This window comes from Ekhidna sp. ABH4_415 (genome assembly GCF_056161305.1).
Genome location: NZ_JBSWYW010000008.1, coordinates 141062 through 162255, shown reverse-complemented (window position 1 = coordinate 162255; position 21194 = coordinate 141062). Strand labels below are relative to the sequence as shown.

The 21194-nt window shown below is 41.0% G+C and carries 24 protein-coding genes; 14 read left to right on the top strand and 10 right to left on the bottom strand.

Annotated features, from left to right (window positions below):
- The first annotated feature begins 22 nt into the window (after positions 1–22).
- Genes ACXAH9_RS15365 through ACXAH9_RS15355 form a run of 3 tightly spaced genes read left to right on the top strand, consistent with a single transcriptional unit; the run spans position 23 to position 2346 of the window.
- Complete coding sequence (locus ACXAH9_RS15365; RefSeq protein WP_474895740.1) at positions 23–553, top strand: RNA polymerase sigma factor; 531 nt, start codon at positions 23–25, stop codon at positions 551–553.
- The gene (locus ACXAH9_RS15360) at positions 543–1082 is read left to right on the top strand and encodes a hypothetical protein (protein ID WP_474895739.1); all 540 of its coding nucleotides are present in this window, start codon (positions 543–545) and stop codon (positions 1080–1082) included. The genes ACXAH9_RS15365 and ACXAH9_RS15360 overlap by 11 nt, the downstream gene beginning before the upstream one ends.
- Positions 1048–2346 (top strand): hypothetical protein, encoded by a 1299-nt coding sequence (locus ACXAH9_RS15355; RefSeq protein ID WP_474895738.1) that lies wholly within the window; start codon positions 1048–1050, stop codon positions 2344–2346. Before ACXAH9_RS15360 ends, ACXAH9_RS15355 begins: the two co-directional genes overlap by 35 nt.
- A 6-nt stretch (positions 2347–2352) precedes the next feature.
- Here ACXAH9_RS15355 and ACXAH9_RS15350 read toward each other — a convergent pair whose 3' ends face one another.
- The 5 genes from ACXAH9_RS15350 to ACXAH9_RS15330 are packed head-to-tail and all read right to left on the bottom strand — an operon-like array spanning position 2353 to position 6802.
- The gene (locus tag ACXAH9_RS15350; RefSeq protein WP_474895737.1) at positions 2353–3216 is read right to left on the bottom strand and encodes an FKBP-type peptidyl-prolyl cis-trans isomerase; all 864 of its coding nucleotides are present in this window, start codon (positions 3214–3216) and stop codon (positions 2353–2355) included.
- Positions 3217–3218: 2 nt separating this feature from the next.
- Entirely contained in the window at positions 3219–4529 is a 1311-nt protein-coding gene (locus ACXAH9_RS15345; protein ID WP_474895736.1) for a NupC/NupG family nucleoside CNT transporter, read from the bottom strand.
- A 2-nt stretch (positions 4530–4531) separates the two neighbouring features.
- Positions 4532–5113, bottom strand: a complete 582-nt coding sequence (locus ACXAH9_RS15340; RefSeq protein ID WP_474895735.1) for a bifunctional nuclease family protein — start codon at positions 5111–5113, stop codon at positions 4532–4534.
- Complete coding sequence (locus tag ACXAH9_RS15335; protein ID WP_474895734.1) at positions 5113–6063, bottom strand: electron transfer flavoprotein subunit alpha/FixB family protein; 951 nt, start codon at positions 6061–6063, stop codon at positions 5113–5115. The genes ACXAH9_RS15340 and ACXAH9_RS15335 overlap by 1 nt, the downstream gene beginning before the upstream one ends.
- A gap of 1 nt (position 6064) precedes the next feature.
- Positions 6065–6802 carry an electron transfer flavoprotein subunit beta/FixA family protein gene (locus ACXAH9_RS15330; protein WP_474895733.1) on the bottom strand — a complete coding sequence of 246 codons (738 nt, stop codon included), beginning with the start codon at positions 6800–6802 and terminating at the stop codon, positions 6065–6067.
- Between the two features lie 356 nt (positions 6803–7158).
- On the opposite strand from ACXAH9_RS15330, the gene ACXAH9_RS15325 reads away from it, so the two are divergent.
- The 6 genes from ACXAH9_RS15325 to ACXAH9_RS15300 all read left to right on the top strand — a co-directional run bounded on the left by ACXAH9_RS15325 (position 7159) and on the right by ACXAH9_RS15300 (position 12296).
- Positions 7159–7965: a M57 family metalloprotease gene (locus ACXAH9_RS15325; RefSeq protein WP_474895732.1), complete on the top strand. Its 807-nt coding sequence runs from the start codon at positions 7159–7161 to the stop codon at positions 7963–7965.
- A gap of 171 nt (positions 7966–8136) precedes the next feature.
- Positions 8137–8865, top strand: coding sequence for a head GIN domain-containing protein (locus ACXAH9_RS15320; RefSeq protein WP_474895731.1), 729 nt, complete (start codon positions 8137–8139; stop codon positions 8863–8865).
- Between the two features lie 177 nt (positions 8866–9042).
- On the top strand, positions 9043–9846 hold the full coding sequence (locus ACXAH9_RS15315; RefSeq protein ID WP_474895730.1) for a helix-turn-helix domain-containing protein: 804 nt from the start codon (positions 9043–9045) through the stop codon (positions 9844–9846).
- A gap of 3 nt (positions 9847–9849) precedes the next feature.
- Positions 9850–11070, top strand: coding sequence for a serine hydrolase domain-containing protein (locus ACXAH9_RS15310; protein ID WP_474895729.1), 1221 nt, complete (start codon positions 9850–9852; stop codon positions 11068–11070).
- A gap of 15 nt (positions 11071–11085) precedes the next feature.
- On the top strand, positions 11086–12051 hold the full coding sequence (locus ACXAH9_RS15305) for a YpdA family putative bacillithiol disulfide reductase (RefSeq protein WP_474895728.1): 966 nt from the start codon (positions 11086–11088) through the stop codon (positions 12049–12051).
- A complete protein-coding gene (locus ACXAH9_RS15300) occupies positions 12051–12296 on the top strand; it encodes a SemiSWEET transporter (RefSeq protein ID WP_474895727.1) in 246 nt (81 codons plus the stop codon). The genes ACXAH9_RS15305 and ACXAH9_RS15300 overlap by 1 nt, the downstream gene beginning before the upstream one ends.
- Here the strand turns inward: ACXAH9_RS15300 and ACXAH9_RS15295 are convergent.
- Entirely contained in the window at positions 12293–12901 is a 609-nt protein-coding gene (locus tag ACXAH9_RS15295; protein WP_474895726.1) for a DinB family protein, read from the bottom strand. The genes ACXAH9_RS15300 and ACXAH9_RS15295 overlap by 4 nt on opposite strands.
- Before the next feature lie 20 nt (positions 12902–12921).
- On the opposite strand from ACXAH9_RS15295, the gene ACXAH9_RS15290 reads away from it, so the two are divergent.
- Together ACXAH9_RS15290 and ACXAH9_RS15285 are read left to right on the top strand one after the other, a co-directional pair.
- Positions 12922–13245 carry a tetratricopeptide repeat protein gene (locus ACXAH9_RS15290; protein WP_474895725.1) on the top strand — a complete coding sequence of 108 codons (324 nt, stop codon included), beginning with the start codon at positions 12922–12924 and terminating at the stop codon, positions 13243–13245.
- A gap of 12 nt (positions 13246–13257) precedes the next feature.
- Positions 13258–13845 carry a YdeI/OmpD-associated family protein gene (locus ACXAH9_RS15285; protein WP_474895724.1) on the top strand — a complete coding sequence of 196 codons (588 nt, stop codon included), beginning with the start codon at positions 13258–13260 and terminating at the stop codon, positions 13843–13845.
- Positions 13846–13881: 36 nt separating this feature from the next.
- On the opposite strand, the gene ACXAH9_RS15280 is transcribed toward ACXAH9_RS15285, so the two are convergent.
- Positions 13882–14853, bottom strand: a complete 972-nt coding sequence (locus ACXAH9_RS15280) for a quinone oxidoreductase family protein (RefSeq protein WP_474895723.1) — start codon at positions 14851–14853, stop codon at positions 13882–13884.
- A 21-nt stretch (positions 14854–14874) separates the two neighbouring features.
- Positions 14875–16404 (bottom strand): replicative DNA helicase, encoded by a 1530-nt coding sequence (gene dnaB, locus ACXAH9_RS15275; protein WP_474895722.1) that lies wholly within the window; start codon positions 16402–16404, stop codon positions 14875–14877.
- A gap of 161 nt (positions 16405–16565) precedes the next feature.
- Here dnaB and ACXAH9_RS15270 point away from each other — a divergent pair, with 161 nt between their 5' ends.
- The 3 genes from ACXAH9_RS15270 to ACXAH9_RS15260 all read left to right on the top strand — a co-directional run bounded on the left by ACXAH9_RS15270 (position 16566) and on the right by ACXAH9_RS15260 (position 19049).
- Complete coding sequence (locus ACXAH9_RS15270; protein WP_474895748.1) at positions 16566–17372, top strand: exonuclease domain-containing protein; 807 nt, start codon at positions 16566–16568, stop codon at positions 17370–17372.
- A 142-nt stretch (positions 17373–17514) separates the two neighbouring features.
- Positions 17515–18603 (top strand): potassium channel family protein, encoded by a 1089-nt coding sequence (locus ACXAH9_RS15265; protein WP_474895721.1) that lies wholly within the window; start codon positions 17515–17517, stop codon positions 18601–18603.
- Positions 18600–19049, top strand: coding sequence for a hypothetical protein (locus tag ACXAH9_RS15260; protein ID WP_474895720.1), 450 nt, complete (start codon positions 18600–18602; stop codon positions 19047–19049). The genes ACXAH9_RS15265 and ACXAH9_RS15260 overlap by 4 nt, the downstream gene beginning before the upstream one ends.
- A 42-nt stretch (positions 19050–19091) precedes the next feature.
- On the opposite strand, the gene ACXAH9_RS15255 is transcribed toward ACXAH9_RS15260, so the two are convergent.
- Positions 19092–19715: a GOLPH3/VPS74 family protein gene (locus ACXAH9_RS15255; protein ID WP_474895719.1), complete on the bottom strand. Its 624-nt coding sequence runs from the start codon at positions 19713–19715 to the stop codon at positions 19092–19094.
- An 81-nt stretch (positions 19716–19796) separates the two neighbouring features.
- On the bottom strand, positions 19797–21077 hold the full coding sequence (locus ACXAH9_RS15250) for a cation:proton antiporter (RefSeq protein ID WP_474895718.1): 1281 nt from the start codon (positions 21075–21077) through the stop codon (positions 19797–19799).
- Positions 21078–21194: the final 117 nt, after the last annotated feature.

Here is a 21194-nt window from a genome sequence, read left to right as displayed (position 1 = left end):
CTTAGAAAACGCCAAATAACCTGTGACTGAAACGCAAATAGTATGGATAAACCAGCTAAAGAAAGGCAATGAATTGGCGGCTTTCAACCTATATAATAGTTATTCTAAAGCTATGTATAACACGTTAACTCGTATAACAAATGATCAGGAAGTAGCTCAGGACCTACTCCAGGAAGCGTTTGTAAAAGCCTTCAAGCGAATCAATGACCTGGAAGAGCCTAAGGCATTTCCCGGATGGCTAAAGCGCATCGTCATTAACCTGGGGCTAGAATATGTACGTAAGAAAAAGTTCTATTTTGAAGATATTGAAGACCAAATCCAACTTGAATCAGAAGAGATAGAAGAACAATTGATAGATAATAAAACACTCCATTCTGTGATCAAAGAACTCCCGGATGGTTGCAGAACAATACTTAGCCTTCACCTACTAGAAGGCTATAAACATAAAGAAATCGCAAACCAACTTGGCATATCTGAGTCTACATCCAAAACACAATTCAGACACGCCAAGATGTTATTAAAAACAAAACTTCAACATCTTTATGAATCTTGAAGACTTAATTAAAAAGAGAAGAGAAGAACTAAATCTAGACAGTCCCCCACCAGAATTGTGGGACGAAATAAGGCATTGTTGGAAAAAGGAGAAATCCATTAGATTTTCCTGGTGGAAGGTGGCTGCAGTTGTCTTTATTACCACCTCAATAGGGCTATTAATCCATAATATCACTCTTCAAAATACCGTAGATGAGCTTGCTACTCTCGGCGATATCTCATCCGAATACAGGGAAATTGAAAACAGCTATATCACTCAGATTAATCAACTGGAAGAACAGATTCCGGTAAAGGAGATGGAATCTGCCACAGACTTTCAGTGGATAATCGAGGAATTGAATACACTGGAAGAAGTGAACATGTTATACCGACAGGATATTGGAAAAATTAACAAAGAACAGCTGGTAGGAGTCCTGATAGACTACTATGAAAAGAAAATCAAGCTGCTGAGAAAATTAGAACTAGAAATAAAAAGGGCAAATAAATACAAACGAAATGAAGAAACTGATACTAATACTACTCGCATGTAGCTTTGTATGGAGTGCGAACGCAATCAATAATGACGGAGAGACAAGGTCGGCTAAAGTGACAGTAGATGTCTCACCTTCAGACAAAATCAACATCCAGGCCAAGTACACCGAGCTTGTTGTACAAACGTGGGATAAGCCACAGGTAGAAGTAGAAGCAATTGTTCGGTACGATGGAAAAATGACTGATAAGATTCAGGACTTTCTTGATGAATTTGAGCAAAATGTGAAAGACCACATAGATAAAGGTGCCACCGAGTTACTCATTGATAGTGACCTGGATATTCCGAATAAAATTCAGATTGGGGGCAAACACATTGGCATTCAGGTCTCCTACGGAGATGATGAATTGAAGGTGACCTATAAAATAAAGGCTCCTGGAACCAATGATTTCATCATAAACAATTCTTATGAAGATGTGCAATTGATTGGATCTTTTAAAAACGTTGAATTCAAACAATATTCTGGTGAACTTGAAGCCGAGTACATAGAGAAAGGAGTTTTCAACTTCAAATACGGAACAGCTTCCATTCAGCAAATAGATGATGCAGAGATGGAGATTTATGAGCAGGAAATTGATGCACGAACAATCGGAACCCTTAAGATCAATACCAAGTATTCCAACCTTGAAATCAACGAAGTGGGCACTATTGAAGCTACCTCCTACGAGTCTGATTATCAGATCGGATCAATAGATGGATTATCCGGCAATTTTAAATATGGTGAGATTGAAATCACTGAGCGGCTGGGTGAAGGTGAACTTACCTTCTATGAAATGGACATGGAGATTGAAGAGGTCCGGTCATTGATTTTGACGAATAGCAAATACAGCAAGTTCGAGATTGATCGCGCAGGTTCAATCACCTTCAACCAATCTTATGAAGATGAAACGGACATTGTTACACTGGATCATTTCATAAGTATGAACTCAAAATACGGCAATCACTCGATCGAAAACCTTGAGACAAGCTTCCAACTCAATGCTTATGAGGACGAGGTTGAAATTGAATTGATTGGCACGGAGGCAACAGAAATTATCATTGATGGGAAATACATTGATTCATCAATTGGTGTTAGAAACACATCTTTCATTCTAAAATCAAACGTAAAATACGGCAAGGTCGAATACGATGAATCATCTGTAGATGTGAAAAGGTACATCAAAGATGGGGATCAACTTGAAGTGGAAGCACACTCTAAGTCTAAAAATGGGAGTATTGTTAATATAACTGTAAAAGGATATGAAGTGGACGTGAAGCTTAACTAAGTCACATCACCTAACTTCAACCAACTCAATTTCGAATGTCAATATAGTATTTGGAGGAATGACTTGATTACCTGATGAACCGTAACAAAATTCAGAAGGAGCGAAAATCTTAATCTTTCCTCCTTCTTTCATGGTTGGAATCATAATTTGCCAAGCCTCAATCAGATTTTGAAGACCAAACTGAATGCCTGTCGAGTTTGAATCAAATACATTTCCATTCAGATAGCTACCCTCGTATTTTACTACCACATTGTCATTTGCTGTTGGCGAGTCACCAGTTCCTTCCTGAATTGTTTGAACCCGGATTCCCGAAGAGTGAACCACAAAATCTATCTGGCTCTCCTCTAGAAATTCATCAATTATTAGCGTATCGACTTCCAACTGCTCCTCTTTACTATCCACCACGGCCAGTAGCTCTACATCATAAATAAGGTTTGTATTTGGAGGAACTACACCATTACCATTTGGTCCAAAACAATAACCGGATGGAGCGTAAAATGTGATTTTTCCTCCCTCCTCAATTTCTGGAAGCATTTCTAACCAGGCAACCACTATTCCATCGTCCAGCTTTACAGTAAATCCTATTGTATCTCTACCCAGGAGTTTTTCATCAAGATAATAACTGGCGTATTTGATGGCTATATCATCACGAAAAGCAGGTTTTTGACCATTCCCCTCCTGTTCAACAACATATCTAATTCCTGAATCATGAACCTCGGCATTGATTCCTTTGTCTTTAAGATATTCGTCGATGATTTCAATATCAATCGAAAGTTGCTCTTCGAATGAAGCAGAGTTTCCATCGTCATTTCCACAGCTAATCACTAACGAAATGAATACAACAGATAAAAGGAGTGTAATCTTTTTCATAATTATCCAAATAAAGCACCAGCGATAGTTGCTGTCATCATGGTAGCCAATGTGGCAGCAACCAAAGCTCTTAATCCAAGTTTTGACAAATCACCTTGTCTGTTAGGAGCCATTCCACCAATTCCACCAATCTGGATTGCAATTGAACTAAAGTTTGCAAATCCGCAAAGTGCGTACGTAGAAATAATAATTGATTTTTCTGAGAGAAGACCTGCAGACTTCATATCCGCTAGGCTTAGATAGGCAACAAATTCGTTTATGACAGTCTTTTGACCCAAAAGACTACCTACTTTGATTGTTTCAACCCAATCTACACCCATTATAAATGCAAAGACTCTGAATACCTGACCAAGGATATATTGGAGTGAAAATCCTTCAAAAGCTCCATCGGTAGTTCGTATAACAAACTCATTAAGCCCTGTTAACTCACCTATTCCATCCACTAAAATCCAGTTCAATGCAAAAATGACTGCAATAAATGCCAGCAACATTCCAGCTATGTTTAACGCCAGCTTCACCCCGTCAGAGGCTCCTCTTGCTAACGCATCAACGAGGTTTACTCCAATATTTTCTTTATTGACTCGCAGGCTACTGTCTATTTTTTCGGGTTCATCTTCCGGCAGAAATATTTTTGCCATAACAATGGCAGCAGGTGCGTTCATAATAGATGCACTCAACAGATAAGTAGCAAAAATTTGCTGCTGAGCAGGGTCTCCACCTCCCAGGAAAGACACATAAGCTCCAAGCACACTCCCTGCAATGGTTGCCATGCCTCCGGTCATCAGGCAGTTCAGCTCTGATTTTGTCATTTTTCCAATAAATGGACGCACCAAGAGAGGTGCTTCTGTTTGACCTAGAAAAATATTTCCAGCGGCTGATAAACTTTCTGCACCTGATAGACGCATGGTCTTAGCCATAATCCATGCGAACCCATAAACGATCTTTTGCAAAAGTCCCAGATAGTAGAGGCCGGCAGTCACAGAGGAAAAGAAGATAACCGTGGGAAGAGCCTGGAAGACAAAAAGAAACCCAAGATTATGTTTTGCATCAACTGCTTCGCTGTTCTTGGCCAGGTCTCCGTATAAAAACTCGGCACCCTTCAGTCCAAAATTCAAGAACTTAACAAACCCAGCACTCATCCATGAAAAAAGCTGATTAACAAACTCAACATTGGCAATCAATAAACCAATGACTACCTGAATGGCAATACCAATGCCTACCAAGCGAAAGTCAATCTGCTTTCTACTGCCGGAAAGCGCCCAGGCTATTGCTACCAAGCCTATCAATCCGGCTATACCTCTTACGTAATCCATGGTTAGTTTCGCTTATTCAGCACATCCCTGATCCGGGCTGCTTTTTCATAGTCTTCTTTGTCCAGCGCTTCATTGAGAAGCTTTTCCAATTCGCTGGAGGAAAGGTCTTCCAAATTAGCTTTCTCTGGTTTTGATACTTCCTGCTGTGCTATTTCTTCCTCATATTCCTCTGTCAATACTATACCCGCCTCAGTAAGAATGTTTTCATTGGTATAGAAATCAACATTGAATCGAAGGCCGATAGCTATAGCATCAGAAGGACGGGAGTCGATTTCAAACACTTTACCGTCATGTTCACAAATAATGCGCGCAAAGAATACCCCTTCTTTTAGGTCTGAAATGTAAACCTCTTTAATTGAAATGTCGAAATTATGAGAAAAGGCCTTGAACAGGTCGTGAGTCATTGGCCTATTAGGTACAATCTTTTCGATCTCGATTGCAATAGCCTGTGCTTCAAACATGCCAATGATAATAGGAAGCCTTCTATTCCCTCCTGACTCTCCTAACACCAGTGCAAAAGAGCCTGATTGGGACTGACTCGAGGACAGTCCCAATATCTCTAACTTTATTTTCTCTTCGGCCATTAACCTTGTGCCTTCTTGATTGCTTCAGTAAGTTTTGGTACTACGTCAAAGGCATCCCCAACAACACCATAATCTGCAGCTTTAAAAAACGGAGCTTCAGGATCCTTATTAATAACAAGAATGTATTTAGATGAATTCACCCCAGCTAAATGCTGAATGGCTCCTGATATTCCTATGGCAATATACAATGAAGGACTAACTTTTATACCTGTCTGTCCAACGTGCTCATGGTGAGGTCTCCAATCCATATCTGAAACAGGCTTACTACACCCGGTTGCAGCGCCCAATGTCTTTGCCAACTCTTCAATCATTCCCCAGTTTTCCGGCCCCTTCAGACCTCTACCTCCTGAAACTACTAAATCTGCTTCTGGAAGTAAGATATCTCCCTCTGCTTTTTCTGTCTTAGTAGTTTTAACTGTGAAATCAGCATCATTTATTGTAGGTGAAAACTCAACAACCTCTGGTGATCCTCCGTCCTCTTTAATTGCGATTGCATTTTTCTTGATGATGATGATCTTCTTATCACCTTCCAGAGTCGTATTTGCAAATGCCTTACCAGTATAAATGCTTTTCTTTACCGAGTATCCGTTGGATGTATCAGGCAGATCAGCAACATTTGAAGCAAGTGCCGCATCTACTTTGATAGATACCCGTGCAGAAACCGGATCTCCTAAAGAGCTTTTAGCCAAAACCAATAAATCAGACCCCTCCTGATTCATTGCCTCTGCAATAGCCGAAGCATATGCCATGATGTTTGGTGTTGCCAGCTTTTCATCTGTTACATGCAAAACTTTGCTTGCTCCAGCTTTGCCAATGACATCCATGTCACCAGTCTTTCCAAAAACCACTGCTGTGACATCTCCGGCAACTGCTTGAGCATAGCTCACTGCTTCAAGAGATGATTTTTTAACTTTTCCTTCGTCTAATTCTACAAATGCTAATGCTGCCATGTTATATCACTTTTGCTTCGTTCTTCAATAAATCTACTAGTTCATCCATATTATCCGGATCTATCAACTTCACATCTCCTTTCGCTGGAGGCAATTCAAACTTGCTCACCTTAGTTTTAGGAGCATCTCCGGTTGGATCTTTTACTTCGAGCGGTTTGGTACGAGCACTCATGATGCCTCTCATATTAGGGATTTTCCATTCAGCAATCGGCTCCTGACACCCTGCAACAAATGGTAGTGGCAATTCCAAGTATTCTTTACCGCCTTCTATTTCTCTGGAGATCTTGGCAGTTTCACCTTCAATATCTAATGTCATCACTGGAGACACTGAAGGAATACCTAACAACTCACCAACCATACCATGAACCTGGCCACCATTAAAATCTATTGATTCCCTACCCATTAAGACTAAGTCATAGCCACCATCTTTTGCTACAGCTGCAATTTGCTTGGCAACAAAAAGTGCATCTTCGGGAAATGCATTTATCCTGATCGCATCGTCAGCTCCAATAGCCAGCGCTTTTCTAATGGTAGGTTCTGTCTCAGCTTCTCCTACGTTCAATACTGTGATACTGCCACCTGTTTGCTCTTTAAGTTCTACAGCTCTGGCAAGCGCATAGTCGTCATAAGGACCGATGATGAATTGCACACCATTTTTGTCAAACTTGGTATCACCATCCGTGAACGCAATGCGAGAAGTAGTATCAGGCACGTGCGTAATACAAACTAATATTTTCATGTATATAAATTAATTTTAAATGGTCACATGGAATTCGCATAAATGATATTCATCCCAAGTTGGTAATCAATCAAAATCATGCTCATTTCATTTATCTATCTGAGTGTTTTTAGTAAGAAACAAGTGAGAAGCAAAACGGTTCCGCTCCTCATTTTTTCGAACCTCGAAGTTAGTAATTATGGTCAATTTGGGAAGCCAATTCATTCGCTTTTTGCAAAACAGAACTACACCCTCTCTTTGAGTCAGTTTATATTTCGTTAACCCATCGGAATAACTCTATTTTCTTTTACAATGGTTTTATAATTCCTTACAATTTTTTACCTTCATCCTTAAGAACCAAATTTTTTAAATGTATTATGAGAAGATTAATGAAGCTGGGTGTCTTCGCCCTTGCTCTGGCGGTACTATGGGCCTGCCAGGACAGCAATGAAGAACAACAACCTCAATTACAAGAAGTCCCAAGTGATATCTTGGCGAAAGTCGCTGATCTTGGATTCAATGCCAATGAAGTGAAGATGTACGATGACATTCTTTTTATTGAAGGTGACATTCGTATCACTTTGGATCAGTTGGAAAAAATGTCCCCTAGTAATGGTCTTCCGGTTGAAGAGCATTATCACACTGACAATTTGGTAACAGGCACACCGCGCACAATCAATGTGTACGTAAGGAATATGCCTACCAAGTATGCACAAGCGACTGACATTGCAATTGCTCGTTACAACGCTGAGAACCTAAACCTTACATTCAATCGAGTAACGAGCTCAAGCCAGGCTGATATCACTATCAGAGCATCTCCTTGGTATTACTATTGGTTTGGGATTTTGGGTTCTGCCGGATTCCCTGAAAATGGAGATCCGTATGGAACGATCCTTATGACAAGAGGGTACTATGACAATGTTTCAAATATCAATGGATTGGCTACTACCATCGCTCATGAAATGGGACATTGCATTGGCTTTCGTCATACCGACTACATGGACAGAAGCTACAGCTGTGGCGGTGCTCCAGACAATGAAGGAGGTGGTGGTGTAGGTGCTAACCATATCCCAGGCACTCCTACCGGACCTAGTGCAAATAGCTGGATGCTAGCATGCGGCAGTCCTGAAGGAGATCGTCCGTTCACTAATGATGATAAAACGGCGTTAGGATACGTCTATTAATTTTTTTTTGTTCAAATCTACTTTTCAAAAGGCGCAGACTTCTGCGCCTTTTTTATTCTCAAAAATCAGGTTAGAATTCTCATATTGAGAATCATATTGATGGCTAAGTCCATTATACGGTCAAAATCAGCTTTGGCATACCATTGGCACATGAGGTTGTAAATGATAACTATGAAAAAGCTACTTATAATCCTTGCAATCATGTTGATGCCAGCACTTATTCTGGCGCAATCACAGGTTATCAAAGAAGATATTGAAGTTATGGATGACTTCCATACCATCCATTTGAATGCTCGCTACTCGGTATACCTCAAACAATCCAATGAAACCAAAATTGAAGTTCGTGCCTTGAAAGAGGTAATGGATATCTCAGAGTTTAAGATATCTGATGGAGCACTAAGCATAAATATTAAAAGAGATGAGAAAAACAAAAGCATATGGGAGCAAATCGATGATATCAAAATCGCACCAAAGCTTGATGTATTCATTTCCATGAGAAATGTTAATGCCCTTAATGTTAATGGTAATGGCAAGCTGATCACTGAAAATTCAATTTCCTCAAAGGAATTGAAATTAACCAATTCAGGATCAGGAACTTTAGAAGCAGATATAAAAGGTGAAATTCTATCACTAACCAATTCTGGGTGTGGATTGGTGAAGCTCACCGGATATGCAGACAGTGCCGAGATTTCACTTTCCGGATATGGAAAAATTGAAGCATTCAAGCTTGATTTAAATTCAGCAAATGCAGACTTATCAGGCTCGGGAGATATGGAAATCAATGTGAAAGATCAACTAGAAGCCAAGGTTTACGGAAGTGGCAAAATTGTCTTTAAGGGAAATACGAAAAAAGTAACGAAAAAAGAACATGGATTAGGTAAGGTGGAGCGTACGTATTAATGGAATCCTCTTCATACTAATGCGTACGTCATAGTAGTACCATCCCGGAGCAGGTCTGGGATGGTTTCTTTGTTTTTAGGCTTGTAAGATAAATGACGGGTAAATGACGGGTATATTGCAATCTTATTTTTTGTCAATACAAGTAGTTTCGGAATACTATTGCCGAAAAGATCAAAAATGAAACAACCCGAATTAGGACAAAAATTAATTGAACTGCGTCAACAGAGAAATATGACGCAAGAAGAATTAGTTGAGGCATGCAATGTAAGTGTTAGAACTATTCAGCGCATTGAATCAGGCGAAGTAACACCCAGGCTATCAACTGTGAAAATATTACTATCCGCTCTGGAGGTGGATATCGAGGAATTTAAAGAAAAGACCAGACCTACCAAGTCTGCAGCATATATGAATGCGCTCCAATCATCACTTCAAGCCGCTTGGATATCTGGTATTGTATACTTTGTTGTTGGATTTATTGATGGGGCACTTGAAATTGATCGATTTGAAGGTGGTGACCTTAGCATCTCTCCTACCTTCTACATTCCCATGAAGCTACTCTACTTTTTTTCATACACAGTCTTTATGTATGGCATTATCAGGCTTTCTGATTACTTCAACAATTACCTGCTTAAAGTATCTTCTTACATCATGATAGGCCTTTTTGCATTCATCACATTAATCGATATTGCATCCCTTTACCTTGATATCAGTGATGCCAATTTAATTATGATCGGAGTTGGTGAATCAATGTCTGTGGGAGTAATTGGCATTCTGATAGGAATTGGATTTATGCGACTACAGGATGGTATGGGCATTCTTGCCAAAGCAGCAGGAATTATTGAAATCATTGCGGGTGCTTGTTTTCTTCTAGTGGTAGGTTTTCTTATTGGATATATCATGCTCATACCGGCAATCATATTAGAAGTAATCCTCCTCTTTAAAGGATATGAGCACATCAAAACTGAACTTCTAAAAATCTAACGTATGAAAAAACTAATCATAATTGCAGGGCTCTCCAGCCTTGCCTGGATGATCTATGCCCTTTTCCAACCAATCATTGATTGGAACTTTGGCTGGAATAAAATTCCCACCGAAACTACCAATGTGTTCTTTGAAGGAATAGAAAATGCGGAATATTCAGACGTTATAGTAAAATCTAAAGCTCATCTGGACACAATCCACAAAAAAAGCGAAGCACCATCTATTTCCATAGCAGCAATGATTAATGGAAGAATGGCTTGGTCTTACGCTATTGGGTTTATGGATATGGGAGAAATGATTCCTGCTGATACCAGTACACAATATCGAATAGGCAGTGTATCCAAAGCACTCACATCTCTTGGGCTGGGGAAACTGATAGAGGACAGACACATACATCCTGACTCATCCGTGCAGTATTATACAGACCATTTTAAAAACAAACCGAAAATTACCATCAGGCATTTGGCATCTCATCAGTCAGGAATCCGTAATTACGGCGCATGCTTATGCTTTCCTGTTTGGGAATATTATAGAAATAAAGAATATGAGAGCATTGAAGCCAGTTTAAGCCAATTTGAAGATGATCGACTTCTATTTCCTCCGGGTGAATCCTTTTCATACAGTTCGTACAACTTCACCGCCTTGAGTTTGGCCATGGAAAAGTCCTCAGGAAGAAACTTTTTGAGCTACATGGGTGAATATGTATTCAATCCGCTGGGAATGAGTAACACGGAGGCTGATAAAAGAGGAAAAGTCAAGAATAGGGCTATTCCATATGATATTGACAGTGAGAATTATAAGGAAGCTTTCACGGTAGATTTAAGTAACAAATGGGCCGGTGGCGGCTTTGTCTCTACCCCTTCCGATCTGGTGAAAGCCGGTAATGCATTATTGGATTCAACGCTTTTGAAGAGGACAATCATTCAGATTCTCACCACCCCTCAAAAACTAAATGACGGCACCATCAATGAGCAAAATTACGCTCTGGGATTGCGACATGATTTCTCTGAAAGATATTTTGATGGAAACTTAAAAGTGGAAGTCATTCATCATGGTGGTATGGCTGTTGGAGGGATGGCCCTTCTTGTTGTTTATCCGGAGTATGACCTGGCTATTGCATTAGCAATGAACAAATCAGGCCAAAACGGAAGGTTTGAGTTATTTGATTATTTAACCCCAATCGTTGAGCTATTACTTGAAAAGATACGAGAAAACAATGCTTAGTTTTACCTTCGCAGCATGAGCGAAGAACTTGATGTTTTGATCGTTGGTGCCGGCCCCATCGGGCTGGCATGCGGTATTGAATGTGAGAAAGCCAAACTCTCATATGTCATTGTGGATAAAGGATGCCTGGTCAATTCTTTGTATAACTACCCACGTAACATGACATTCTTCTCTACCTCTGACCGGCTCGAGATTGGGGGTGTCCCGTTCATTTCACATAACCCTAAACCTACCCGACCGGAAGCGTTAGAATACTACCGTCGCGTCGCTTCTTCCTGGAAACTCAATACCCGTCTATACGAACGGATTGAAGAAATAAAGAAAGATGAAGAGCAATTTGAAATACACTCAAGCCGACGATCATACAAAGCAAAGAATCTGATTATCGCTACAGGCTTCTATGACCTCCCATACATGCTCAATGCTCCTGGAGAAGATCTCCCGAAAGTGAAGCACTATTACGATGAGCCTCACCCCTATTATGACATGGATGTCGCGGTGGTCGGAGCGGCTAACTCCGCTGTTGATGTTGCCCTTGAGGTTTACAGAAAAGGTGCTAAATCAGTTACAATGGTGATTCGCGAAGAAGAGATCAATCCCCGTGTAAAGTATTGGGTGAAGCCGGATATTGATAACCGAATCGCTGAAGGCTCTATAAAAGCCTATTTTGAAAGCAATATCACTCGCATTGAGGAACATTCGATTGATATACAAACGCCTAAAGAGCAGCTTACGATCCCCAATGATTTTGTGCTAGCCATGACTGGTTATCAGCCGGACTTTTCATTCCTTAAACATGTAGGAGTTGAGATTGGGAACGACGAATTTAAAACTCCCGTTTACAATGAGCAAACTATGGAAACCAATGTGTCCGGCGTTTACCTGGCTGGAGTGATCTGTGGTGGACTAAAAACCAATGCCTGGTTTATAGAGAACTCCAGAGAGCATGCGGAGATAATCATCAATCATATAGCCAACTAATGAATTACATTGGATTTATTGCTGCATTCCTGACTACTATCTCTTTTGCACCTCAGGCGATCAAAACCATCCGTACTAAAAGCACAGAAAGTCTTTCATTGGGAATGTACCTGATATTCACCATTGGAGTTGCCTGCTGGCTGGCTTATGGCATCCATTTGGGTGATCTACCTATCATTATCGCAAATTCTATCACGCTCTTGTTAACAGGAACCATTCTTATTATGAAGCTAAAGCATGGCTAGCCTCGCACCCTACCCTGCAACACGCTAATGTTCTGATTGATGGGGTTGCCATTGGTACGTCTCAAGGTGATAATCTGACCTACATGATTAATTGCATCTGCTATTGGTCCGTTGATCAGATTCCAAAATGGGAACTCCGCACTGGGAAAAACCATATCATACCGGGCTAAATCCTCCCCATTTGCATTCCTAAGAATTTCACTGGTTTGACGAATATTTTCTAATGCACGACCTCTCTTCTCCTCAAAAGAAAGCCCATCCATCTCTACCCCCTCAAATGGTTGTTCATTCACCGCATTCACCAGGATCTGTGTCAGAGACAAAATGTGATCGATGGTTTCTTCCACATTCCTGGCTCCCTCGCTCGGTCGGTATTCCAAGTCACCAGCTGTTAACCCTTCCGTCCCCCAGTAATACCGAAAGCCTAAACCATCAACAATTCTTGCAGCGACAGTGCCAGCATTGTATTCCTCAGGATAATCGGGAATTTGATAGTAGTAATCTGTGGTGTCACCATCCTGGGCAGAAGATACGATTCCAGTAACAAGACAGATTGATAAGAGGTAGTATTTCAGGTTGTCCATTTCAATTTTATTTTGAAGCATATCAAAAGTAATTTAGTCTGATGAATTCAGATCGGACCTCACTGCTTAAACAGTTCATTTCAGAAGAACCCGCAAATCCATTTAATAAATATGCGCTCGCAATGGAGTACTATGATTCTCAGCCGAAGGATTCACTAGAAATACTCCTTTCGCTGCTTAAAGATCATCCGGATTACCTTCCCACCTATTTTAAAGCAGCTCATCTATTGTGGGAGGAGGAACGGTGGGATGAAGCAGAAACAACTTTTCGAAAAGGGGCACAGCTCGCGGCAGAACAGGATGATCAAAAGGCATTGTTAGAGTTGCGCTCAGCTTACCAGAACTTTCAGTTCGATCGGGATTGATATTTTTGAGGTATGAAAATGGCTAAAACTCCAGAAGAGTATTTTTCATGGAATGAGGAATACCGACAATTGCTTGAAAAGCTACGATCCATTCTTCTGTCAACAGAGCTGGAAGAGAAAATGAAGTGGGGCATTCCTACTTACTGCTGGAAGCATAAAAACGTAGCGGGAATTGGCGCCTTCAAAAGTTATGCAGGACTGTGGTTTTTCAATGGCGTGTTTCTGAAAGATCCTGCCAACATACTTATCAATGCACAGGAAGGTAAAACCAAAGGCATGCGACAATGGCGGTTTGAATCCATGGATGACGTTAATGAAAAGCTTGTCCTCGATTACCTCAAAGAAGCGATTCAAAATCAGAAGGACGGAAAAGAAATCAAACCGGAGAAAAAGCCATTGATCATTCCAGATGAATTGAAGGAAGCGCTTGCATCCGATAGTCAGCTTTCTGAAGCGTTCGACTCACTCACCCATTCTTGCAAGCGTGAATATGCCGAGCATATCGTAGAAGCCAAACGACCTGAAACCAAACAGAAACGTCTTGATAAAATCATACCGATGATATTAGACAAGGTAGGTTTGAATGATAAGTATAAATGACCGTCATGCTGAACTTGTGTCAGGGTGACAATCTGATCAAAAACTAATCACAATTTTTCCAAAATGGTCCGGCGCTTTGAATCGATCAAAGGCGGCTAGATAGTCATCTACTTCATACAATTGATCAACCGTCGGTTTAATCTTGTGCTTATTCACCCACTGCAGCATTTCCACAAACTCCTCATCACTGCCCATCGTGCTACCCATGATCTGAGCCTGTGACCAAAACAACCTAAATACATCAACCTTTTCCGGATAGCCCGTTGTGCTTCCATACATTACAATGCGACCGGCTGGCTTAATGATTTTCAAGTAATTATTTAACTGATTTCCTCCGGCGCTATCAATGATTGCGTCAAATTGGCCGGCCACTTTAAACCACTTTTCTTCTTTGTAGTTAAACCCACCTTTCACTCCCATTTCTTTTACGCGCTCTATCTTCTCATCACTGCCACTGGTGACACAAACTTCCGCTCCTGAAGCGACAGCAAAAGCAATCGCAAATTGGCTCACTCCACCACCAGCACCCGTAATAAGTACCCTTTTTCCGGCTTTTGCACCTCCTTTTTTGATGGTGGCACGAAAAGCAGTAAGCCCGGCTAGTGGTAAGGCAGCCGCATCTTCATCACTCAGGTGAGATGGTTTTTCCTGTAATCGGTGAGCTGGTACTTTGATGTACTCAGCCAGCGTACCATGGGTTGGCATACCCAATACCGAATAGTCTGAAGACTGAACTTCAGTATTATCACCCCAATTCACATTCGGGTTGATGATTACCTCTTTACCTTTCCATGCTGCAGGTCCTTCTTCCACTACCCCACATCCATCCGATCCCAGCACAGTTCCAAACTGAATGCCCGGATACATGCCTTCCCTAATCCACTGATCTCGACGATTAAGTGCAGCAGCTGAAATCTTTACTAAACATTCATCACCTGACACTTCTGGTTTATCAATACCTGTCAATTGAATCGGTTCCGATTCCTGTGTAATCGTAATCGCTTTCATTAAAAAATAGCATTTTAGAAATTAAAACGGTGCATCATCCTCCGGTCCTTCATCCCCATTTGCTTTGCTGGGAAGGGTGATGGTAAAGTCATCGTTGGCTGGGCCTGATGTTGGGAAGCCACCAAATCCATCTCCCTGATCTCCATCCCAGTCGGTAAACTTGGTGAACTTGCCGATGAATTTGAGGTTGACAGTATCGAGAGATCCGTTTCTATGCTTGGCAATGATTACCTCACCTAGTCCCTGAAGTGGCATACCTGATTCATCGGTATCCAATCCATAGTACTCCGGACGATACAAGAACATTACCATATCTGCATCCTGCTCGATTGAGCCGGATTCCCTCAAGTCAGATAGCTGAGGCCGCTTATCTCCACCTCGGGTTTCCACAGCCCTGCTCAACTGGGAAAGTGCAAGTACTGGCACATTGAGCTCTTTGGCAATTCCTTTCAATGCTCGTGAGATGGATGCAATTTCCTGCTCTCGGTTTCCTCCGCCCTTGCTACTGTCCCCACTCATCAACTGGAGGTAGTCAATGATGATCAGCTTCACTCCGTGCTGTGCTGCCAGCCTTCTACATTTTGCTCTGAGTTCGAGAATACTCAATGCTGGTGTATCGTCAATAAAGATAGGCGCTTCTGATAGTTTCCTGGTTTTATGGATCATCTGCTCCCACTCATAGTCGGCCAGGTCACCCTTCTTAATTTTTTCACTCGGGAGTTCGGCCTCAGCTGAAATCAATCGATTAACCAACTGTACCGATGACATTTCCAGTGAAAAGATGGCTACTGGAGTATTGAAATCAATTGCTGCATTTCGGAGGGCAGAAACCACGAATGCCGTTTTACCCATACCGGGACGTGCCGCAATGATCACTAAATCAGAAGGCTGCCAACCGGACGTTACACGATCCAGTGCGGAGAAACCACTTGGCACACCAGTAAGACCATCTTTACGATCCTTCCTTATTTGAATTTCATCAATGGCCTGGTGCATCAGTGAGCTCATCTTGTCATAATTCTTTCGAATATGCGATTCCGATACGTCAAACAACGACTGCTCTGCTCTGTCTAGCAGTTTGAAAACATCTATCGTATCCTCATACGCATCCTTTTGAATCTCAGAGGAGATTCGGATCAGTTCTCTTTTAATTGATTGCTCCGCAATGATCCGCGCATGATACTCGATGTTGGCAGCCGAGTTCACTTTGGTGGTGAGTTCAGCAACAAAATGCGCCCCACCAACTACTTCAAGTTTTGCTTCTTTTCGAAGCTGGTGAGTGACTGTTTTGATATCTATCGGCTGACTGTCATTGAACAGTGCGACGATAGCCGCATAAATCTCTTGATGTGCATCTTTATAGAAACTCTCCGGATGAAGAATGTCAATCACATTGGAAAGTGCATCTCTTTCAAGCATGAGCGCACCCAGCACTGCTTCCTCTATTTCTACTGCCTGAGGCGGAAGTTTACCTAAATGTTCTGAAAGGGTGGACAAGCCGATGCGACGACTTTTTGTAGATGATGAAGATGATTGTTTAGCTCCGTCCATTCAGGTAATGTGTTAAATATTTTTATTCCAATACAAACTTAAATTTTAGCAAAAGATAAAAAGGGTATTTCGTCCACCATTTCCCCCCCACTTATCCACAACGATCTTTCGGCTCCTTTGGTGCTTTCTACTATCTTTGGTCACACACCTTTAAAAGCAACATTTTGTTCAAACTCAATCTGAAAAATCCTTTAGTCGTATTCGATCTGGAAACGACCGGCACTAATATTTCGCAAGACAGAATCGTCGAGATCGCCATGGTAAAAGCCATGCCCGATGGCACCATTGAAGAAAAGTGCAGAAAGATCAACCCAACCATCCCTATACCTCATGAAACAAGTTTGATTCACGGCATCTATGATGAAGATGTGAAAGATGAGCCATCTTTTACTCAGATCGCCAAATCATTGGCACAATACCTGGAAGGATGTGATCTGGCCGGATTTAATGTACTAGGCTTTGATGTACCCATGCTTGTGGAGGAATTCCTCAGAGCAAATGTGGAATTTGAAACGGATAACCGGAAGATTGTAGATGCACAGAAGCTCTTTCACCTGATGGAAAAGCGAAACCTCACTGCTGCTTATAAATTCTACTGTGATAAGGATCTAGTAGATGCCCATAGTGCATTGGCTGATACGAAAGCAACGTATGAAGTGCTAGTTTCTCAGGTGGAGAAGTATGAAGGTCAGGAGGCATTCGATGGTTTGGGTAAGAAATTAGCAACCATTGAAAATGACATGGGCAAGCTCCACGAACTGACCACTTCAAGTCGAGTGGACTTTGCCGGGCGCATGATCTACAAGGATGGTATAGAAGTTTTCAATTTCGGAAAGCACCGGGGCAAAGCTGTAGCAGAGATCCTGGAAAAAGAGCCCAGCTTTTATGATTGGGTGATGAAGGGCGACTTCCCTTTGGACACGAAGCGTAAGCTTACCAAAATCAAGCTGCGAGCTTTTAATAAGTAGGATATGAGGTAGGAGTTATTAATACGATTCAAAAACCACCTTGAATCTTATTTTACTTATCTTAAACCGAGAATAATTCATCCCAAAAACTACTGAGTCAAAATACATCTTGAATATGTTATATTTGACATTTACCTAGCCTATGTCAACTACCCTAAAAAAGAACGCGAGCTTTCGTCTTTTTCTGCTAATCACACTGGTCTTAGTGATTTACTTTGCATTGGTGTGGTTATTGGTCTATGTGGAAAAAGACAGTGGCCAGTCTGCGCTAAACAACTATCAAAATGCATTCTGGTACTCCCTGGTAACACTGACAACTGTTGGGTATGGTGATATTTTTCCTGCTACGATCTGGGGAAGGTATATTTCTCTCATATTCATACTTACAAGTATTGGTATTTTCGGTATTTTAATTGGACAACTTACTACGCTTATGACAACTATTAAGGAAAACAAAAAGCTGGGTTACAGTGGAACCAGCTTTATTAACCATGCAGTAATTATTGGATGGAATGAATTCGGGTGGCATGTAGTAGATCAGTTAGTTGGGGTAGGCAGAAGGGTAGCGATAGTTACTAATAAAAAGGATGACGTAGAACTTATCAGAGAAAAATACAGTCCAAAGAACGTATTTGTGCTTTTCAGCGATTACAATAATCATGAGCTAATCAAAAAGTCCAATATCGAGGAAGCAACTATTGTATTTGTTAATATGCTGGATGATACCGACAAGTTGGTGTATGTCTTGAATCTGAAGAAGGTATTTCCGGAAACTGAGTTTGTAGTTACTCTGGAAAACGGAGATTTGAAGAATACCTTTTTGGCAGCAGGTGTAAGCAATACCATATCGACACAGGAAATTTCATCTAAACTTTTAGCTTCCTATATGTTTGAACCTGATGTGGCTACATATAGTGAGTCGGTGCTATCCTACGCCAAATCCGATAGTGATTATGACATCAAGCAATTGATCATCACGCCAAACAACCCGTATAATGGGAAAGCATACCAGGATGTATTCTTCGATTTGAAGAAACGATACAATTCCGTTCTCATTGGAATTACAAAAAGAGACAAATTTGGACAGAAAAAGCTTATAAAGAATCCTTTGGGTGACCTTAAGATTAATACGGGTGACTACCTGATTATCTTATTAAATGGGAAAGCATTCAAGCTATTGAAGCGTATTTTCGGTGTGGAAGAAGGTGCTATAAAGGATCGGAACAAATGAAAAAGTTATTGATTTTGATAGCGTTTGCTAGTCTCTCATCATGTGAAAACAGAGACATTAATGAAGGCGAAGAGTTTCGTCCCAGAGCTGTAAAAGACAGCTTTGAAGACACACATTTCACCAAGATAACCGTTGATGGTGTTGAGTACATCATGACCGAGCGGGACAATAATAACCCCCATGAAGGTTTTGGATTTATGGCCTTTAGGGCTAATAAATTGATGGAGAAGCAGGATACCATTATCTCCTACCTTCGTACAATGCAATACTTTCAAAATAAGATCTACACCAGAATGTATGGAATATCTGAGGATTCGGGTCGAGCTGAATTCGAAGATAGGTTCCTGGAGTTTTTACTTCAAGAAACACGCGAATTGGAAGAGCTGGAGCGGGAAGACTTAGTAAATACAGAAAAACAACCTGCTTTAAACAACGAAGAGGAGTAAACTCCTCTTCATAATATCTCAAATTATATTCTCAAGTTTTTTTTAGAAAATAGCCTTCACTTGACGAAGTGCAGTTGCTAACTCTTCGTCTACACCTGATCTCTCAATAACCTCCTTACCTACTTTCTCTGCATCGATCAGTTCATCTTTATCTCTGAATACTTCTCCAAGGATATTGCAATCATCAATCAACGTGTATAGAATGGTGAATGCCGGTGAAGGTTTAGCACTTTTGAAAACTATCGCTTTCAGGTTATTTCTAATCTCCTGCTCAAATGCATAGTTCGCATTATCCATTCGGTCTGAAAGAGGGATCCAAAGTAGCTTTGTTTCTTCTTTCTTGAGAATACCTCGCTGAACAAGCAGCGCATTCAAGTCCTCCTGTATGTCTTTAAACTTTCCGGTGAGCGTCTTGATCTGATCCACTATAGATGGTCCTGTTTGTAACTTCTTAAGAACATTATCAAGAATACCATTTCCTGTTCCAATCGTATCAACAACAGAAATATTACCGCCCTCCAATTTTATTTTCTTAAGTAAGTATAGTTCCAATATGCAGGCAGCAATGACACCAGGTACTACTGTTTTTTCCGCTGCTGCAAGAATTCTTCCTTCTTCGTCATCAAGAGCGATTAGATAAAACCCTTCGGCGATACTTAATTTCATAGTTGGTTATTTAATGTAAAATGTGATGTTTCTCAGAAAGCGAATTTCATAAATTTTACTTAAACAAGAATACCCCAAAGATTATTTTTTCAATAATGCCCCAATCGTGAGTCCCTGAACTAGGATTGAGAACACCACTACGCAGTAGGTAGTAAACAAAATGGTGTCCTTTACATAATCAGGAAAAGCAAGATCGGTAAGAGACAGAGCCAGTGCCACAGAGATACCTCCTCGTAATCCACCCCATGTCAAAATCTGAATAGTTTTAGGCTCAAAATTTCTGAACGGTCTCATCGCTGTGATTGGAATACTTACACCAATAAACCGTGCTGTTAATACAATCACAATGCCTATTCCTCCGATAGCCAGATTACTCATGGTAAACGAATCTGCAATGACAAGCATCTCCAAACCTATCAAAATGAAGAGAATGGCATTTAATGCTTCATCCAGCAAGTGCCAGAATTTAAATACGTATTCCCCTGTTGCGTTAGCCAGTTTTTCATCTCGACCCTGATTACCGATAAAAAGTCCCATTACTACCATTCCCAGTGGAGCAGATACGTGAATCAGCTCTGCAATTCTACCTCCCACCATCACCAATGTAAGGGTAACCAGTACTTCAAGCTCTACATGATCATTATCAATAAAGTTTAGCAACTTAAATCCTGCAAAGCCTAGCAGAGCACCTAGCAACAGCCCTCCAAATACCTCCACACTAAAAAGCATAGCTACACTTGCAGCAGTAATCTCTCCATCACCATGCCCACCTGCCTCATGAATGCCCGCTTGAGCTTTGGCGATTCCGAGAATAGTCAAGAAGATGACAACCCCTACTCCATCGTTAAAGAGGGATTCTCCAGCTATTTTGATTTCTAATTTTTTTGAAAGCCCAAATTGTTTGGTCAGTGCCAGCACTGCAATTGGATCTGTAGGTGATATAAGTGCACCAAATAACAGACAATAAATAAGGTCTATCTCATATCCAACGAGTGGGAATATGTAGTACACCAGGAAGCCTACGATAAAGGTAGACATCAATGTTCCAAGGGTCGCCAGGATCAAAACAGGTACACGCTCCTCAATCAGTTTACCAAGGTTAGTAGAAAGAGCACCCGCAAAAAGCAGGAAGTTCAGCATCACATTCATGAGCACTTCCTCAAAGTCAAATTCAGCTATTATGTGCTCTGCTCCCTCAGTGATGGAGGGCACAAATTGCCCCAGCACCAAGATGGTCAGGGACATGATCAGAGCTATTAACATCAGGCCAATGGTAGAGGGCAGCTTTAAAACCGTGATGTTGATCAGGGTGAAAGCGGCGGCCATGAAAATCAGGAGTGTGATTAATTCTAATATACTCATTGGTAAACTAGGTAGAAGTTTCTTTTGGTTTAGATTAGTGAGAGCAAAATAAATAATTTAAGAATACGAAAAAAATAGTGCTCTACGAGCGGAAAAATAGCTCTAAATGCGCTCATT

Excerpts from the sequence above, each read along its gene's own strand:
- ACXAH9_RS15255 (WP_474895719.1), bottom strand. The coding sequence starts at position 19,715 with ATGAAATTAAGTATCGCCGAAGGGTTTTATCTAATCGCTCTTGATGAC.
- ACXAH9_RS15320 (WP_474895731.1), top strand. The coding sequence starts at position 8,137 with ATGAAAAAGCTACTTATAATCCTTGCAATCATGTTGATGCCAGCACTT.
- ACXAH9_RS15295 (WP_474895726.1), bottom strand. The coding sequence starts at position 12,901 with ATGCTTCAAAATAAAATTGAAATGGACAACCTGAAATACTACCTCTTA.
- ACXAH9_RS15315 (WP_474895730.1), top strand. The coding sequence starts at position 9,043 with ATGAAACAACCCGAATTAGGACAAAAATTAATTGAACTGCGTCAACAG.
- ACXAH9_RS15300 (WP_474895727.1), top strand. The coding sequence starts at position 12,051 with ATGAATTACATTGGATTTATTGCTGCATTCCTGACTACTATCTCTTTT.
- ACXAH9_RS15250 (WP_474895718.1), bottom strand. The coding sequence starts at position 21,077 with ATGAGTATATTAGAATTAATCACACTCCTGATTTTCATGGCCGCCGCT.
- ACXAH9_RS15305 (WP_474895728.1), top strand. The coding sequence starts at position 11,086 with ATGAGCGAAGAACTTGATGTTTTGATCGTTGGTGCCGGCCCCATCGGG.
- ACXAH9_RS15285 (WP_474895724.1), top strand. The coding sequence starts at position 13,258 with ATGAAAATGGCTAAAACTCCAGAAGAGTATTTTTCATGGAATGAGGAA.
- ACXAH9_RS15325 (WP_474895732.1), top strand. The coding sequence starts at position 7,159 with ATGAGAAGATTAATGAAGCTGGGTGTCTTCGCCCTTGCTCTGGCGGTA.
- ACXAH9_RS15280 (WP_474895723.1), bottom strand. The coding sequence starts at position 14,853 with ATGAAAGCGATTACGATTACACAGGAATCGGAACCGATTCAATTGACA.
- ACXAH9_RS15345 (WP_474895736.1), bottom strand. The coding sequence starts at position 4,529 with ATGGATTACGTAAGAGGTATAGCCGGATTGATAGGCTTGGTAGCAATA.
- ACXAH9_RS15290 (WP_474895725.1), top strand. The coding sequence starts at position 12,922 with ATGAATTCAGATCGGACCTCACTGCTTAAACAGTTCATTTCAGAAGAA.
- ACXAH9_RS15360 (WP_474895739.1), top strand. The coding sequence starts at position 543 with ATGAATCTTGAAGACTTAATTAAAAAGAGAAGAGAAGAACTAAATCTA.
- ACXAH9_RS15335 (WP_474895734.1), bottom strand. The coding sequence starts at position 6,063 with ATGGCAGCATTAGCATTTGTAGAATTAGACGAAGGAAAAGTTAAAAAA.
- ACXAH9_RS15350 (WP_474895737.1), bottom strand. The coding sequence starts at position 3,216 with ATGAAAAAGATTACACTCCTTTTATCTGTTGTATTCATTTCGTTAGTG.
- ACXAH9_RS15265 (WP_474895721.1), top strand. The coding sequence starts at position 17,515 with ATGTCAACTACCCTAAAAAAGAACGCGAGCTTTCGTCTTTTTCTGCTA.
- ACXAH9_RS15340 (WP_474895735.1), bottom strand. The coding sequence starts at position 5,113 with ATGGCCGAAGAGAAAATAAAGTTAGAGATATTGGGACTGTCCTCGAGT.
- ACXAH9_RS15330 (WP_474895733.1), bottom strand. The coding sequence starts at position 6,802 with ATGAAAATATTAGTTTGTATTACGCACGTGCCTGATACTACTTCTCGC.
- dnaB (WP_474895722.1), bottom strand. The coding sequence starts at position 16,404 with ATGGACGGAGCTAAACAATCATCTTCATCATCTACAAAAAGTCGTCGC.
- ACXAH9_RS15310 (WP_474895729.1), top strand. The coding sequence starts at position 9,850 with ATGAAAAAACTAATCATAATTGCAGGGCTCTCCAGCCTTGCCTGGATG.
- ACXAH9_RS15355 (WP_474895738.1), top strand. The coding sequence starts at position 1,048 with ATGAAGAAACTGATACTAATACTACTCGCATGTAGCTTTGTATGGAGT.
- ACXAH9_RS15260 (WP_474895720.1), top strand. The coding sequence starts at position 18,600 with ATGAAAAAGTTATTGATTTTGATAGCGTTTGCTAGTCTCTCATCATGT.